This window comes from Vibrio natriegens NBRC 15636 = ATCC 14048 = DSM 759 (genome assembly GCF_035621455.1).
Classification (GTDB): domain Bacteria; phylum Pseudomonadota; class Gammaproteobacteria; order Enterobacterales; family Vibrionaceae; genus Vibrio; species Vibrio natriegens.
Genome location: NZ_CP141823.1, coordinates 1,459,383 through 1,475,969, shown reverse-complemented (window position 1 = coordinate 1,475,969; position 16,587 = coordinate 1,459,383). Strand labels below are relative to the sequence as shown.

Here is a 16,587-nt window from a genome sequence, read left to right as displayed (position 1 = left end):
ACCGTTTTCTATTGGTATGCAGGGAAATCACGGCATAGTGACTGCACTTTGCTTCCTACGACTTCAATCGTGCTTGCCAGCGCTTGCGGGTCATCAAGGACATCAAGAATGTCTGAGATCCAACCTGCTAGCATTTCACATTCCGCTTCACCGAAACCACGCGTTGTAATCACTGGCGTACCAATGCGCAGGCCTGAAGTAACGAATGGAGATTGTGGATCGTCCGGTACAGCATTTTTGTTTACGGTGATACCCGCCATGCCAAGTGCTGCGTCTGCCGCTTTACCTGTCAGCTTCTGACGGATTAGGCTCAACAGGAATAAGTGGTTGTCTGTACCACCCGATACAACGTCGAAACCACGCTCGATAAATACTTTCGCCATTACCTGAGCATTCGCCACAACTTGTTTCTGGTATTCAGCGAATTCTGGCTCTAACGCCTCTTTAAACGCTACTGCTTTTGCCGCAATCACGTGCATTAGAGGACCACCCTGACCACCAGGGAAAACAGCAGAGTTGATCTTTTTCTCTAGTTCAGCGTCGCGAGAAACAATCAAACCACCGCGTGGACCGCGTAGCGTTTTGTGTGTTGTGGTTGCTACAACATCCGCGAAAGGTACTGGGTTTGGATAAACACCAGCTGCCACTAATCCCGCTACGTGCGCCATATCAACGAAAAGGTAAGCGCCAACTTTGTCCGCGATATCGCGGAAGCGTTGCCAGTCAACGACACGTGAGTATGCTGAGAAACCAGCAACGATCATTTTAGGCTTGTGCTCAAGAGCTAGTTGTTCAACTTGTTCGTAGTCAATCTCGCCCGTTTCAGCGTTTAGACCGTATTGAACAGCGTTGTAAATTTTGCCTGAAAAGTTAACGTGCGAACCGTGAGTCAAGTGACCACCGTGAGCAAGGCTCATGCCTAGTACTGTGTCACCTGGTTCACAAAGAGCCATGTACACGGCAGCGTTTGCTTGTGACCCTGAGTGTGGTTGTACGTTCGCGTATTCCGCACCGAACAGTTGTTTTGCACGTTCAATCGCCAATACTTCTACTTCATCAACGAATTTACAGCCACCGTAGTATCTTTTTGCCGGGTAACCCTCAGCGTATTTATTGGTTAGTTTACTACCTTGAGCTTGCATCACTCGTGGGCTGGTGTAGTTTTCAGAAGCAATCAGCTCAATGTGGTCTTCTTGTCTCTGTTCTTCTTTTACAATCGCCGACCATAGTTCACTGTCGTACGCTTCGATGTTTTGAGTAGTGTTAAACATATCTTCTCCTTGATACTGGAATCTCGCTTCCCTGTTTAGGCATCAGGTTTGCCGCACGACATTGAATTCAAAATCGTTACAATGAAAACCTAATCGACAACTCAATAGTAATTAATTCGTAATATTGCGCTTGCGTAAATACGACAAAATCTGCGGATTTGCGACATCATTTAATTTATTTTTAAATAAAAAAAGCAGAGCTTGCGCTCTGCCAAAATCCCGATAAAAATCAATGACTATTTGTATATACACCTCCTTGTCCATATTCCAAAATATCATTATTAATACATTTATTAACAATGATATTTAGAACGCAGGGCTTCAGTCCTTAATTCAAATAAATGAGCGCAATAAATTTTATAAATTAAATTTATAACCACTTATTGTTTGAATTAAGCACTGAAATTAAGGTAATAATTTTCTGCTAATTGATTAGCATTCGATAACAACGTTTCCATTAGGAACACTACAGCAAGAAAGAATGTAGCCGTCTGCGACATCTTCATCAGTGATACCACCGTTGTGGCTCATTTCAACATCACCACTGACTTTCTTAACTTTACATGTACCGCAAATACCCATACCACAAGCTTTTGGAATAGTAAGCCCTGCTTTAGCTGCGGCAGCATGGACGGTTTCACCCGGCGCAACCTGAACTTGCTTGTCGCTTTCGGTAAACATGACTTCGATTAAATCGCTTTCAGTCAATAGTTCCGCTTCTTCTGCTGCAATTTCAGCATCTTGAACCGCTTGTTCTTCTACGCCAGCTGGAGCCTCACCAAATGCTTCTTCATGGTAGTGCTCCATGTTGAAACCTAGTTTGACAAGGATAGATTTTACCGCGCGCATGTATGGCGTTGGACCACAACAGAAAATCTCGCGTTCATGCAGATCAGGTGTGATCATTAATAGTTTGATGTCATCTAAATACCCACGGTATCCCGACCAGTTTTGTCCTGACTCCAAACGCTCACAAATCAGATGCAAGTGAAAGTTGGAGATGCGAGATGACATAAATTCAAGCTCACGGTGGAAGATGATGTCGCGTGGCGTTCGAGCGCTGTGAACGAAAGTCACATCAACGTCGCTATTGGTATCATAAATCCAGCGAGCCATAGACATGAGTGGCGTTACACCTACCCCACCAGATAGCAGAAGTACTTTCTCTGCCGGGAAGTCAATGCTATTGAATGCCCCAACTGGTCCATGAACTGCCAGTTCAGAACCTTCTTCCAGGTTGTCGTGGATCCAGTTAGACACAAATCCACCCGGAACACGTTTTACCGTGATCGAAAAACTGTAAGGGACTGAAGGCGAACTCGAAATGGTATAAGAGCGGAAAACTTGCTCACCTTCGATTTCAAGCTCAAGCGTGACAAATTGGCCAGGCTTAAAGAAAAACATGGTTGGCTGCTCAGCCATAAAACAAAATGTTTTGGTGTCCCAAGTTTCTTGAATGGTTTTTACGCAACGAACTGCGTGACGACCGTTATCCCAAATTTGAGTTTCAACAGGTATAAAAGAGCCACTGGTGGCTAGAGAGTTCATTGGGGTATTCATATCCGGCTTCTCCGCAACGGTGTATTTGGTGGATTCCCTCCATGGGTTGTGCTTATTTTGGGTATTATTGACTATTCGAGTTATCCATTAACGACACGGAGTTATCCAAAACGGTCACGTAAGGGAAAATAGTTTATTGCGTGTCTTAAATAGGCTCACTCAATGTCGCATTTAGACCACTTCTTGACATGCCAATAATGGCAGGATATCTGCGAGCCAAACATTTACCCACTTTTAGTAAGGCTGTTGGCCAAAAACGCATGGAAGCCCCCTAGTAGGGCGTATCGTCCACATTTTCTAGAAGAAGATAGACAATGACACAAAACGATATTCTCAACATCAGTTACTCGAGCTTAGAAGTAGCACGAGCAGAAATGAAAAAAATGCTCGAAGAGCGTCGTATTAATTATTCACTACCACGTCCGTTATATAACGATCCACTTCTATTCAAAATTGATGTCGAAGAGATCTTTCAGAAGGAATGGTTATTCGTTGGCATGACGAGTGAAATACCGTCAAAAGGTGACTACTTTACGGTAGAGATCGCGCAAAGCCCTGTCCTTATCGTCCGCGACGCTGATGGACAAGTCAACGCGTTCCACAATACGTGTCGTCACCGCGGCTCTCGTATTTGCTTGGAACACAGAGGGAAAGTGGCCAACTTAGTTTGTCCTTATCACCAGTGGACATACGATACGAAAGGTAACTTGCTATTCGCTGGCACTGAGATGGGCGATGAGTTTGATATGCAGAAGCACAAACTTAAACCTGTTCACTGCAAAACGGCGGGTGGCTTTATCTTTATCTGTCTTGGTGAACAGCCACCAGAATCAGATTTTGATGAGTTCCTGGCGACACTTGAAGAATACATGGAACCGTACGACGTTGAGAACACCAAGCTTGCCGTTGAATCAAACATGTATGAAAAAGCGAACTGGAAACTTGTTCTAGAAAACAACCGTGAATGTTACCACTGTTCAGGTAGCCACCCAGAACTGCTAAACACACTTCTGGAGTGGGATGACACGAACGATCCACGTGCGCCAAAAGAATTCTTAGACTACTACGAGCGTATGGCTGCAGAGTGGGATGCAGAATCTATCCCGCACGAGCATAAAAAATATGGTCGCAGAAACCGCCTGGTACGTATGCCTTTGAAAGAAGGGACGTCTGTAATGACCATCGATGGTTCGGCTGGTTCGAAGAAAATGCTGGGTCGCATCAAGAATGATAAGTTAGGATCTTTGCGTATTTTGCACCTGCCTAACTCGTGGAACCACATGCAAAGTGATCACTTTATCGTATTCCGCGTTCTGCCAATCTCAGCGCAAGAATCGATGGTAACGACTAAGTGGTTTGTTCACAAAGATGCGATTGAAGGTGTGGATTACGATCCAGAAAACCTACGTCGTGTTTGGGACGCAACAAACGAACAAGACCGTCGACTTGGCGAAGAGAACCAACGTGGTATCAACTCGCTAAGTTACGAGCCAGGACCTTACTCGGAAACCTTTGAGTTTGGTGTTATTGATTTCATCAACTGGTACGCAGAACGAATCCAGGAAAAGTTGTAATCTACAATACTTGTCTATACCGTGCTCCATAACCCAAGCCCCATCTCACGATGGGGCTTTTATATACTATTACCTCTCCTGAACTGAATAAAAAGAGCTCAGGAATTTGAGCGACTTAAACCAGTTCTTTGATGATTTTCTCTAGTTTATCCAAGCCTTCGCTTAGTATTTCAGATTCGATGGTCAGTGCTGGGAGTAGACGAATTACGTTCGCTTTTACGCCACAAGAAAGCAATATCACACCATTCTCTTGCGCCTTGCTAATGATTGCCTTAGTAAGATCTTGTAGTGGCTTGCCAGATTCTGGATCAGTGAACTCGATTGCCATCATCGCGCCAATCGTACGTACCTGACCGATTTGTGGAACCGTCTCTTGTAGCTTGGTCATACGTGCATTAACAACTTCACCAATACCGATCGCTTTTGCACACAACTGCTCTTCTTCAATGATCTTTAACACTTCCAGACCAGCAACACAGCCCATCGGAGAGCCAGCATAAGTACCACCAAGGCCACCTGCTGGTGCTGAGTCCATAACGTCAGCTTTACCAACCACGGCTGAAATTGGGAAGCCACCAGCAATGCCTTTAGCCATAGTCACCATGTCTGGTTCGATACCTAAGTACTCAGTTGCAAACATTTTACCCGTACGAGCAAAGCCCGCTTGGATTTCATCTGCAATCAACATGATTCCATATTTATCACAGATATCACGTAAGCCTTGTGCGAAGGCAACTGGCGCTTGGTAGAATCCGCCTTCACCTTGTACTGGTTCGAAGATGATCGCCGCAACACGTGCTGCTTCGATATCACAAGCAAATAGGTCCTCAAGTGCTTGTAAGCTCTGTTCTACAGATACACCGTGGAACTCGTTCGGGTACGGTGCATGGAAGACTTCACCAGGGAACGGACCAAAACTCGCTTTGTACGGCGCAACTTTACCCGTTAGTGCCATCGTCAGGTTAGTACGACCATGGAAAGCACCTTTAAATGCAATCACGCCGCTACGACCAGTGTGTGCACGAGCCACTTTTACCGCGTTTTCCACGGCTTCTGCGCCTGTAGTCAGGAAAATCGCTTTCTTTTCTGAGTCGCCCGGTGCGATTTGAGTTAACTTCTCTGCCAACTCAACAAACGATTCATAAGGTGTCACCAAAGCGCAGGTATGAGAAAAGTTATCTAACTGTGCTTTTACTGCCTCAGTAATACGCTTGTTGGCGTGACCCGTATTGTTTACCGCAATACCCGCCGCAAAATCGATATATCTATTGCCTTCCACATCCCAGATTAGGGCGTTTTCAGCTTTGGCAACATACAGAGGGTAAAGTGCACCCATACCGTTAGAAAATACCTGATTTCTTCTCTCGTGTAGTTGTTGGTTAGTCATTTTTGTATTCCTTGAGTTGTACATATACCTCCGCCAGGAATGATTCCCTTTGGCGACTTTAGTTTCTATTTATTGTTGTATGCGTTAGCTAAACGCGAAGAATCGTTAAGTAGGATCGCCTTTCACCACAAACACCGAACAGTGAGAATGGCGAACTATCTTTGCGGCATTAGAACCTAAGCAATATGAGCGAAAATTCGGATTTGCAGATGCCATAACAATGGCATCCACTTGAGAATATTTGGCTTGCAGTAACACTTCATCAAACACCACACCATTACGAACAATCGCTTTGCCACGATGTTGTTTTGGCACGTAGGTTTCTAACATCGTCTGCACACAATCAAAGGCACTTTGATGTTGAGCTGAAAAAGCACTTCCAGATGCAGTCGGTACCATACTGTGATGCACCCGTGCCTCATCGACATACAACATGTCGATGACACCTTGTTCGTCTATCAGCTTAAGCGCCATATCGACCTCTTTTTTCACTACATCAGGATACGAAAGGTCAACTGGCATTAGAATTCGCTTGAGGCTCATATTAATTTACTCCCATCACTGTGTTTGGTAACCACATCACCACTTCAGGGAACATCATGCACAGAATCAATACGCACAGCTTTAGAGCGATAAACGGAAGAATCGAGCGATAGATGTCCATCATACTGACGCCAGGAGGTGAAATTCCTTTCAGATAAAACAGCGCGAAACCATAAGGCGGCGTTTGCACTGCGATTTCGATGTTTAGGATCATCAAAATACCGAACCAGATCGGGTCATAACCCAGAGACACGACGATAGGCGTAAATAACGGCGCGCACATCAAAACGATGATCAATTCATCAATAATGAAGCCAAGCAGTAACATGATCACCTGCATTAAGATAATCACGCCCCAAGGCGGTAAGCCCAGATCCTCAGTGATTTGCGCTACCATATTTTGCACGCCACTTAACATGTGGAAGTTACTAAATAGTGACGCACCTAGGATGATCCACATCGACACGCTGACCAGCATTGCAGTTTCAAACCCTGATGATTTGAACATCTCGAAACGGAATCGTTTAAAAACAATCGCAAGTATGATCGCGCCAACAACCCCGATCGCACCCGACTCTGTTGGCGTAGCAATACCGGTAATAATGCTGCCCAATACCGCCACGATCAGTAGAAGAGAAAAAAGACCATCACGTGCCGTCGTGAATTTCTCTTTACCCGTCATTTTGCTTTCACTGCCCGTGCCTAGCGGTGCTTTTTTCGGATTAAGCTTGCAGCTAATGATCACGTAAGACATCAGCAAAACGATAGAGATAAGAGCTGGAATGATTGCAGCTAAGAACATACGACCGACCGAGTTTTGGGTCGTCGCTGCGTACATAATCATCGGTATGCTTGGTGGGATCAAAATTCCTAATCCACCACCAGCCATGATGACACCAAGAGCCAGCCTTTTATCATAGCCACGCTCGAGCATTGGTTTTAACGCAATGCTACCCGACGTCATGATCCCTGCCCCGATAATGCCGACCATAGCGCCAATCATGGAACACACCCCGATCACACTGACCGCAAGTGAGCCGCGAATACGCCCAATAACCATTTGACTGGCGTTAAACATGGCGTCGCCAATTCCGGAACGGGTCAGCAATTGTCCCATATAGATATACAGAGGAATGGCCAGCAGAATAAAACTAAAAAAGTTGCTCTCAATGGTTGTTGGAACCAGATTGAAGATGCCTTCACCCCAAGTAAGGTAACCTATCCCCATCGCAATTCCGCCCAAAGCAAGGCCAACTGGGGCACCTAGAGCAAAAGTAAATAGAATACAACCAACCAATAACAGCGTAAGAACTTCAATACTCATATGCCCTCCGCTGAGTCTACTAGTGTCTCTTTTTGTTCACGTTCTTCAGGAACTTGTTCGATAAGCGCTTTGCCTTTTACCAGATAGTAAACGTCTTGAATAATGTCGCTGGTAAACTGCACGATAAACGCCCCACACGCGACGATCATCATCACCCAGAAATGTGCCATAGAAGGCGCCCACTCAGACTGGCGACGATAATTAAACTCGATAGCTTCTTCAAATTTGCCCAGTGCCATCATTAAAACCACACAGAGAAAGAATATGGCCAATGAATAAGACACAAGGTTAAATAACGAACGGACACGCTTAGATACCGACAGGTACAGCACATCCACATTAATATGAGCTTTATTTTGTTGAGCCAGTGCCCCACCCAACGCCGCTATATACCCGAATAAGAAAAGTGAAACGTCATACGCCCAAATAGTTGGACTGCCGAGCATATAACGAGAAAAGACTTCAAAGGCAACGGTAGCAGCGAGAACAGGCATTAAGATGGAGGCAGAAAGGCCAATCCAATAAATTATCTGATTAATACCGCGACAGTAGATTTTTAATACTCTAATCAACATAGACATCACCTATAACAATGTGAAAGAGATAGGGGGAAGGCATTTCCCCCTTAAGTGCTGATTCAACCGGAGAGGCTTCCCCCAGCGAAATCATCTAAAGTGCGTTATTGGGTGTCTTGAACGATCTTAATTAGGCGCTGGCTGTACTTGTCAGAATCTGCATATTCTTTCCAAAGTGAGCCTGCACTTTCGTTCCATTTCGCTTTGTCTTGGTCGCTCGGCTCAGGGCTCCACTTCATACCTTTCGCTTCCATTTCAGCGATAGCTTGTGATTCCCAAAGACGAGATTTAGTCATCTGCTCACGGGCATGAACCGCACTTGCCGCTCGAACAATCGCTTTCAAATCATCCGATAGTTTGTTCCATGCACCCTTGTTAACCACAATCGGTAAAGTTTGCGCGCCAGCAATTGGTAGGCGGTACATGTATTTCGCTACTTCAACGTGGTTACCGTCACGGTGGTCAATAATATTACTGCCGATCGAGCCATCAATAACGCCCGTGGCTAAACTGGTGTAAATTTCGCTGTAAGAGAGTGACGCAGGCGATGCGCCCAAATTGCGTAAGAATTTGCCGTATGCACCAGGAGCACGAATCTTCAGACCTTGGAAATCTTCAATAGAATTGATTGGTTCTTTCGTTAGGACATAAACGGGTAGCTGGATGTAAGGTTCAAGCCAAACTAGGTTTTGCTTGTCATATGCTTCTTCCAGGACTTCTCCCCAGCCTTTTTCATGAAACAGCGCGCTAAGTTCACCAACATCATCGGTCATACCTGGCAAACCAACTTCCACAACACCCGCTGGGAATTCACCAGCATGCATTGGTTGGAAAGGAGCACCCATTGTTATCAAGCCTGATTTTACTGAGCCAAGAACACCCGTTTGCCCTACGCCTTCACCTGAGTACATGACCTGAACAGAAATACGACCGTTTGACATCGCTTCAATGTTATCAGCAAAGTCTTTGTACACTTCACCGTATGCCGTACCACGCGGGTATAGGTTTACAAAACGCCAATTATGTTCAGCTGCAAACGCTTGAGGAACCGTGAATAAAGTGCTTGAAATTGCAAGAGAACAAGCAGCAACAATCTTTGCCAGGCTTCCTTTGTTCAGCTTTCCTAAGTTTTTAAACATAAACTTTCTCCTTGGATTATTTTTTGCTCTGACTCAGCCAGAAACAATGAGAAGTGACTCGTCACTCCTTGTTACAGTCACGTTAAGCATTGTTACGTTTTAATCACATTCGTTAAATTCATATTTTTTCACCTAAAGTTTTACAGCCATCAAACCAATGAGATGGGATAACGACCTCACGGCGAATTACCTGTTTTTAAAACAAAAAAAAGCAGCACTCGAAGTGCTGCAAAATATTTTTATCAAATATATGGAAAAGAACTGCTTAGGGTAAATCATTTAAAATAAAGACTGAGCGTTTCTCACACTGAGCGGAGGACTCGTTAAATTCCGTGACATAGGTATTTGATTTCCAAATAGTCTTCAATGCCATATTTAGAACCTTCACGCCCACATCCCGACTCCTTCACACCACCAAATGGCGCAACTTCCGTCGAAATAATGCCTTCGTTGATACCAAGAATCCCATACTCAAGCGCTTCACTCATGCGCCATACGCGGCTGTGATCTCGTGTATAGAAATAAGCCGCTAAGCCATATGGCGTGTCGTTGGCACGACGAATCACATCCTGTTCGTCATTAAATCGGAAGATGGTTGAAATCGGACCAAACAGCTCCTGATGAGCAATATCCATCGCTTCAGTCACTTCGGTTAGAATGGTTGGCTGATAAAACTGCTGACCGTTCTCCAGCCCCTGGCCACCTAACGCTAACGTCGCGCCTTGCTCTATTGCTGTTTCTACCAAACTCGATACTTTTTCAAACGCTTTTTGATTGATTAGCGGACCGATCTCAGTACCTTCGACTAAACCATCACCTATCTTGAGTGCTTTCACTGCTGAAGTGAATTTATCCATAAACTCATCGTACACAGCATCATGGATGTAGAATCGGTTGGTGCAGACACAGGTTTGCCCTGCATTACGGTATTTAGAAATCACGGCACCCAAAACCGCTTTATCAATATCTGCATCATCAAAGACAATAAATGGCGCGTTGCCACCGAGTTCTAAAGACACTTTTTTGACCGTATCAGCGGCTTGGCGAAGAATGAGCTTTCCAACAGCCGTTGATCCTGTGAAAGAGATTTTGCTTACTAGAGGGTGGCAACACAGTACATCGCCGACTTCAGCAGGACGAGAAGTTGTCACAACGTTAACCACACCTTTTGGTATACCCGCTTGCTCGGCAAGTTTTACCATTGCTAACGCACATAGCGGTGTGTCTTCACCCGGCTTAATCACGACAGTACAACCCGCAGCCAGGGCTGGGCCAACTTTACGAGTGATCATTGCGACGGGAAAGTTCCATGGTGTAATCGCAGTAACGACACCAATAGGTTGCTTGATAGTCATGTAACGGTTGTTTGGATTGCCTGACGGAATCACATCGCCGTACATTCTCTTCGCTTCTTCGGCAAACCATTCAATAAACGACGCGCCATAAAGCACTTCACCATAAGCCTCTTTATATGGCTTACCTTGCTCTGTCGTAAGTATCTTAGCGAGTTGCTCTGCGTTTTCGATAATTAAATCGAACCACTTTTTAAGTAATCCAGCGCGGTGTTTCGCGGTGGTAGTGCGCCATTCTTTAAATGCTGAATGAGCGGCCATGATAGCGGCTTCCGATTCTTCCTTCCCCATATCAGGGACAGAAGTAATTAACGCACCTGTGGATGGGTTTATTACATCGACTTGCTTGCCATCGTGCGCTTCAACCCACTCCCCATTGATAAAACCACGGGATAAGATCAAATCTGTCATTAGTTCTATTCCTACTGTTATAAACATTAACAATGTCAAAGATATAAAAAGCCAAATCGCGCAAAATAGCGATGGAACTTAACCTAATGATAACAATCTATTGAGGCATATAAATATTCCTCGATAAACATAAAGTTTTACGAGCATAAAACAATGACCAGAAACGCCGTACCTATTGGTCACATTGGTGACTACGAAATAAAACAACTGAAAATTTTTAAAGTCGTCGCTGATTGCGGTGGTTTTTCCGCTGCAGAAACTGAGCTCAACGTGAGCCGCTCTACAATCAGTATTCACATATCTAATCTCGAATCTCGATTAAATCTCGTCTTATGTCGTCGTGGACGATCCGGGTTTGCTCTAACGGAAGAAGGCGCCGTAGTCTACGAGGCAACAGTAAAGTTACTGGGGGAGCTTGAGGACTTTCGTAACACCATTAACCATCTCGACATTCAACCGTCTGGCAGCTTAGAAGTGCTATTTAGCGATAACATAAGTTTGGATAATAGGGCGAAGATGCCTGAAGTGATCCGTAACTTCTCCAGCATCGCCAAAGAAGTTTACCTAACGGCCGAAGTGGCTCGTATGACGGAAATAGAACGCAAAGTGCTGCAAGAAGAAGCCGATATCGGTTTTATCCCTTTTCACCGTGAGCTTGATGGCTTGGAATACGAACACATCTATACCGATATTTGTTACCTTTATGCCAGCAAAGATAACCCGCTTGCCAAACTATCTGAGAAAGAGCTTTCTGAGGACATCATCAACGGATTCCCTGTCGTTTACGCAGGATTAAAGCCACAGGAGCTCCTCCACTCTCCTTTATCTAAAATGAACTTAAAAGCCACGGCGTATAACTATGAATCTCGAATGGCGTTGATACTCTCGTCCAGATTTATTGGTTACTTGCCAGAAAACTACGCCAAGCCCTATGTCGATAATGGAGAACTTGTACCGATCGCCCCAGATACAAGACACTATTATGTAGAAATAATGGCGATCACCAAAAAGACCCATTCAATCAATAAGGTGCGCTCATTGTTTATAAAAACCATGCGCGACTTTTACCGTAAGCAGAACGCTTAAGAAAAGTTATAATTAGCTTTGTTCACTAACCAAAGCCTCATCGAATGAGGAGGCTTTTTCATGCCAAGACCAACAACACCAATATAAACAATAACTTAACATTTAAAGACGGACCTGTTCTGTCCGAGAGCACGCAATTGTAACCGGGATAAAAGCGGGCAATTAACACCCGCATATGACTCAAGCTTTATATTTAATTTAAAATATGCAGTGTTTCGTAAAATCACCGGCTTCAGTTGCTGTCCAGTCTCCCTTAGGCTTTTCTTTCATTTCTGCACACCATTCTTTGCTTCCAACTTCAGGCGAGCAGCCTTGTATAGCCAAAACGCCCATCAATAAACCAAATATACAAGAATAAGTTTTCATTAATTTTTTCATAGTTTCGTCCAAGAAAAAGACATCAGTCATTCACAGCATAATGAAATATTAAGTTGAGCGGGTCAATGGATAGTCGCTGACCAATATATAGGGACACTTATAATACAAACAAGAACAGTTGGTCATGGACGTTGATGTCGCGACTTGAGCTAAGCCGTTATTGGGCAAAACTTTGTCAGTTATATTACTAAATTAGGATATAACGGATTAGCTGACATATGTGAAATTAACACCCTGTTGAGGTGATCAACGCAATACTGATGCTGCCGTATAACATCTCAACCACTAAAACCAATGCATAGTGAAAATGCCAAGCGTTGCGAATCACTATAAATGCTTTGTTATGTGCTAATTTAATACAGCCCACTTGTTATTTAGTACCTTATAACTTGAACTAATTCGTAGCATTGTTGGTGGCGTTGTGCTGTCTGTAGGTAGAGGAAAAATCACATCGTATACCGCAACAACTTCTACTGGCTCCATTTGGTTTGCCCTCATGTACTCTTCAGCAGCCCCGTCCTCAATCTCTTTACGATCGTTAGAGTCAAACGCCCTAACATGAAGAAACTTCTCTTGCTCTACTAAGACCTTTGAAACATCTTTCTTTATTGAATACTCCAACAAGACTGCCGTTTCAATCAATTTTTCTCTCTAAAACATCGTGTTAAAATAGCCTATTATGCAACTTATTACTTATAAGGATGAAATGAAAATATTTGTTATTCTGGGTTTAATTGCAGTAGCGTTCTACTTTTACACCAGTGGCGATGAAGTCAAAATTAATAATCTTAGATCTGTAGAGTTCAGCGCCAAAAATAGGATTCTGACGATAGCAATAGATGATGATAGAGACTTGCAAACAAAAATCAGAATGGACGATAAAATCGAAGAAGCTGTGTTCCTTAATCAGGTGATAGATAAAGGCAAGTCAATCTACGCCGACGGTAACTATCTTTACCAAGGCCGATGCCAACACGTTCAATTAGAATGGCAAAAAGGTGAGTTGTTCTTACCGAAATACTACAAGGTACTTTTGAATGAGTCCTGTTAATTGTTTTGTAATGAGGTTTCGGCATAAGGCTACGATGATTAACTGATGTAGCCGATCAGATCGTAACTTCCTGATTTAGTTCCATCGAATTACGCAACAAAGCCGTTGTCAGGCTCTATTTCACCATACAAAACTACACTGATTAGAAAAAACAGGTCAAGTTATCAACTGTGAAGAGTGACGACCAAACGAGCTAAATTGGAATGGGGCATTTTCGATTTCAAGCGACTTTATATACTAGCCAAAGAAGTTTGAATAAACTCTCTTCCAGAAGTCGTGAACAAGCCAATGAGTACACAGATATTAAAAACTATTGTTACCCATAGTATCGATTTAAATGGTTGCTTTCTTGATTTGTGTCGCAATAGGTATTGTGCCCACAACGCTCCAGGCCACCCACCGATTAGAGAAAGGAGATGAAGAGTATTTTCAGATGTTCTCCAATTCCCACTCAGAGCCGCTTGTTTGTCCCATGCAAACATAAGATAAGTGAATAGGCTCGCGACTAAATACAACGGTAACAGAAACATCTCACCGTCAAAAGCAAATATAGATGCGGCAAGGACAACCAGAAAAATAGAACTGAATAGAATGGTTATAGGTACGCCATGTACACCTTCAATGTACACATTCTTAGCGTTTATGCGACCTTGATTATCTTTACTCAAATCAAAAGTCACATGGTCATTAAGTTTTGGGCGACGATTTATACTCTCTACCGAGGACACATGGAAAAAAACTCTATGTTCACAATCCAAAGCAGATATAAACCCATAACCTTTTGAATCGTCCCACTTTACTATTTGACCTTTCATCATAATCCTCAATTAATACTCTAATAGAAAACCACTTTATAAGTATTTTGTCTCATATGGCAGTATTAGATAAGTTAAGCCAAAGAGCAACGGAAGGTACTATTGAAACTGACAGCTCTAGCAAACTTTGAGGTATAAATGATTTGAAATCATTATTTTAGGGGATCACCATCTGGCAATGCATTGTGAATCCATATGGCTAAGCGTTTCTTAATGTTCGCACCGTCCAACTTGTCTGCTGGTAATGGTGTGATTTGCTTAGCTTCAACCAAGAACAGGTACACAGCTTTCGCTAGAGTCGGTTGGGAGTGTTGAGGTAGTTCAAAACCTTGCATTTTTGCTAGCTTAGAACCCACTTCTAATGCTTTCTTGACGAGCTTATCTTCGTTACGCATTTTTGTTACTTTGGACATGCTTTAGCCTCCTCAGCGTCAACCCGCTCGAAACCACTATATATCCGCAATATCATCGCTCGCAACTGATGGTTTCCTAAATTGCAAAGTAAATCATTTTTGGTTAATTCATTGGGTTTTTAGTTAAAAATACAGTTATTCACAGAACTCCAAGGTAAAGAGCAAAGCGAACGCTTGAAGATACCTGCCACTGAAAGACTCTTGTGATGAACTGTTGACCTGCTAAGGCTACGCCTTTTAATGCTCGCATTAGCTCGCTAGCGCAGTACAAGCTGGTTTTGATAACCCCCGTATCTTTATCCACTGAAAACTCATAATGTGGCTTGAGCTTGAATACCTGCTCTTTACGTTTGCTAAACACGCCGCCCATTCGTTGGGTTGAATAGCCACCGACTTGATAGACACCTTTTAGTTAGACTGTGGCGGGCTTAAGCACTACCAGTTTAAGCCCGCTTATCGAAATGAAAGGAATAACTTAAAGTGGTTGTAAGCAAATCACCGAAGAATAAATATTTAGGGGGTATGGTCTATTTGGGTTTAAACCTCGAACAAACCAGGCGCGGTTGGTGCTGGTGTTTGAAACATCTCCAGCCATCACTATAGGTCTCGATTCGAGTACTTCTAATTCTTCAGACTTTGCGAATCCCCCACCGGTCAAAATACTTCCACTTGGACACTCAGCTGTCGCACTCCCAGTTTGGTTTTTTTGGATAGAAGTATAACTAACAGCCCGAAGTTGAAGGAATCCCCCAATCCCACCACCGCTAACTTCACATACATATGAACCATCAACGTTCGTAGAGTGTAAGAACTCTCCAGGTTGACACTCTCTATTCATGTAGCTTGCGTATCGATCTATGCTAATAGATAGCGAATTGACCTGTGAAAGTAATCCAGAAATTAGAGCTTTATTGGCTTCAATTTGTGATTCTAGGAGACCGATTGAATCAATTTGTGATTGAAGTGATAAGTCCCCTGCTTCCATCGCTAGTCGTAGGCTAGTATTTTCGGCTTTCAATGCGTCAATCTGCCCTTGGAGAGTATTGAATTCTGCAACCGCAAGCTGAAGGACTCCAATCAGAGCAAGGTTAGTATCGATTTTCGATTGCAGAATATCGTCACCGGTCGTCATATCAGTGCGGAGTTTATCTAACTCATCCTGAAGGCGCGTTATCTCACCCTGTAAATCAGTAATGTTCCCTGCATTTGCATCGATTAATGCTTGTAAAGCCGCATCTTTAGCTTGTAAAGCTTCAATGGCATCTTCCGTTGCGTCCAAATGCTCTTCTATGCTTGAAACGTCACCGACTAAATCATCGATTTGTTCTTGTAGAGAAAGTTGAACGGCTTCAATCACTTCAATTTGTTCACCAATATACAAAAGGCTTGCCTTGTGGCGTTGTTCCTCCATTGGTTTTTTCATTACCTTTTGCAAAGGTTGGTGTAGCAATGATGCTCAGTGTTAAGAGACTTAACGCACCGATGCCTAATTTACTATTCATACTCTATTCCCCTGATCGTGTTGTTTTGCCGCTATAGGCACATATGCACCTGCTCCGTGTGCCACTAAGCCAGCATAGAAATATGAAACACACGACACCTCTCACTATTGAGATAGTTTCAGAGAATTTTAAGTAATACGCCGCGATAGCAAACTTATCGCAATGATAAAAAAGAACTTTATAAAATCAAATCAACTGGTCTTACC

17 protein-coding genes are annotated in these 16,587 nt (G+C 43.5%); 3 read left to right on the top strand and 14 right to left on the bottom strand.

The genetic code is table 11. The features are described 5' to 3' along the window. Window positions 1-8 precede the first annotated feature (8 nt). Window positions 9-1,271, bottom strand: a complete 1,263-nt coding sequence (glyA, locus tag VER99_RS21045; RefSeq protein ID WP_014234563.1) for a serine hydroxymethyltransferase — start codon at window positions 1,269-1,271, stop codon at window positions 9-11. Window positions 1,272-1,703: 432 nt separating this feature from the next. Continuing rightward, on the bottom strand, window positions 1,704-2,819 hold the full coding sequence (locus VER99_RS21040; RefSeq protein ID WP_020335225.1) for an FAD-binding oxidoreductase: 1,116 nt from the start codon (window positions 2,817-2,819) through the stop codon (window positions 1,704-1,706). 326 nt (window positions 2,820-3,145) lie between these two features. On the opposite strand from VER99_RS21040, the gene VER99_RS21035 reads away from it, so the two are divergent. Next, window positions 3,146-4,405 (top strand): aromatic ring-hydroxylating oxygenase subunit alpha, encoded by a 1,260-nt coding sequence (locus tag VER99_RS21035; protein ID WP_014234565.1) that lies wholly within the window; start codon window positions 3,146-3,148, stop codon window positions 4,403-4,405. 115 nt (window positions 4,406-4,520) lie between these two features. On the opposite strand, the gene gabT is transcribed toward VER99_RS21035, so the two are convergent. The 6 genes from gabT to VER99_RS21005 form a co-directional block, all read right to left on the bottom strand. After that, window positions 4,521-5,792, bottom strand: coding sequence for a 4-aminobutyrate--2-oxoglutarate transaminase (gabT, locus tag VER99_RS21030; RefSeq protein ID WP_014234566.1), 1,272 nt, complete (start codon window positions 5,790-5,792; stop codon window positions 4,521-4,523). A 105-nt stretch (window positions 5,793-5,897) separates the two neighbouring features. Beyond that, on the bottom strand, window positions 5,898-6,335 hold the full coding sequence (locus VER99_RS21025) for a universal stress protein (protein ID WP_014234567.1): 438 nt from the start codon (window positions 6,333-6,335) through the stop codon (window positions 5,898-5,900). Between the two features lies 1 nt (window position 6,336). Beyond that, the gene (locus VER99_RS21020; RefSeq protein ID WP_020335226.1) at window positions 6,337-7,659 is read right to left on the bottom strand and encodes a TRAP transporter large permease; all 1,323 of its coding nucleotides are present in this window, start codon (window positions 7,657-7,659) and stop codon (window positions 6,337-6,339) included. After that, window positions 7,656-8,234: a TRAP transporter small permease subunit gene (locus tag VER99_RS21015; protein WP_020335227.1), complete on the bottom strand. Its 579-nt coding sequence runs from the start codon at window positions 8,232-8,234 to the stop codon at window positions 7,656-7,658. The genes VER99_RS21020 and VER99_RS21015 overlap by 4 nt, the downstream gene beginning before the upstream one ends. A 104-nt stretch (window positions 8,235-8,338) precedes the next feature. Further along, the gene (locus VER99_RS21010) at window positions 8,339-9,373 is read right to left on the bottom strand and encodes a TRAP transporter substrate-binding protein (RefSeq protein WP_020335228.1); all 1,035 of its coding nucleotides are present in this window, start codon (window positions 9,371-9,373) and stop codon (window positions 8,339-8,341) included. Between the two features lie 323 nt (window positions 9,374-9,696). Beyond that, the gene (locus VER99_RS21005) at window positions 9,697-11,136 is read right to left on the bottom strand and encodes an NAD-dependent succinate-semialdehyde dehydrogenase (RefSeq protein ID WP_020335229.1); all 1,440 of its coding nucleotides are present in this window, start codon (window positions 11,134-11,136) and stop codon (window positions 9,697-9,699) included. 153 nt (window positions 11,137-11,289) lie between these two features. Between VER99_RS21005 and VER99_RS21000 the strand changes: the two genes are divergently transcribed. Beyond that, window positions 11,290-12,222, top strand: a complete 933-nt coding sequence (locus VER99_RS21000; RefSeq protein ID WP_020335230.1) for a LysR family transcriptional regulator — start codon at window positions 11,290-11,292, stop codon at window positions 12,220-12,222. 198 nt (window positions 12,223-12,420) lie between these two features. On the opposite strand, the gene VER99_RS20995 is transcribed toward VER99_RS21000, so the two are convergent. Further along, entirely contained in the window at window positions 12,421-12,588 is a 168-nt protein-coding gene (locus VER99_RS20995; protein ID WP_014234573.1) for a DUF3012 domain-containing protein, read from the bottom strand. 360 nt (window positions 12,589-12,948) lie between these two features. Further along, entirely contained in the window at window positions 12,949-13,242 is a 294-nt protein-coding gene (locus VER99_RS20990) for a hypothetical protein (RefSeq protein ID WP_020335232.1), read from the bottom strand. A gap of 37 nt (window positions 13,243-13,279) precedes the next feature. Here VER99_RS20990 and VER99_RS20985 point away from each other — a divergent pair, with 37 nt between their 5' ends. Beyond that, the gene (locus VER99_RS20985; protein WP_236614665.1) at window positions 13,280-13,651 is read left to right on the top strand and encodes a hypothetical protein; all 372 of its coding nucleotides are present in this window, start codon (window positions 13,280-13,282) and stop codon (window positions 13,649-13,651) included. A 230-nt stretch (window positions 13,652-13,881) separates the two neighbouring features. Here the strand turns inward: VER99_RS20985 and VER99_RS20980 are convergent, their stop codons facing one another. The 4 genes from VER99_RS20980 to VER99_RS20965 all read right to left on the bottom strand — a co-directional run bounded on the left by VER99_RS20980 (window position 13,882) and on the right by VER99_RS20965 (window position 16,302). Next, window positions 13,882-14,466, bottom strand: a complete 585-nt coding sequence (locus VER99_RS20980) for a DUF1294 domain-containing protein (RefSeq protein ID WP_020335234.1) — start codon at window positions 14,464-14,466, stop codon at window positions 13,882-13,884. Window positions 14,467-14,618: 152 nt separating this feature from the next. Next, a complete protein-coding gene (locus VER99_RS20975) occupies window positions 14,619-14,879 on the bottom strand; it encodes a DUF5062 family protein (RefSeq protein WP_020335235.1) in 261 nt (86 codons plus the stop codon). 139 nt (window positions 14,880-15,018) lie between these two features. Continuing rightward, window positions 15,019-15,240: a hypothetical protein gene (locus tag VER99_RS20970; RefSeq protein ID WP_236614666.1), complete on the bottom strand. Its 222-nt coding sequence runs from the start codon at window positions 15,238-15,240 to the stop codon at window positions 15,019-15,021. A 114-nt stretch (window positions 15,241-15,354) separates the two neighbouring features. Next, entirely contained in the window at window positions 15,355-16,302 is a 948-nt protein-coding gene (locus VER99_RS20965; RefSeq protein ID WP_152490592.1) for a hypothetical protein, read from the bottom strand. Between the last annotated feature and the right edge of the window lie 285 nt (window positions 16,303-16,587).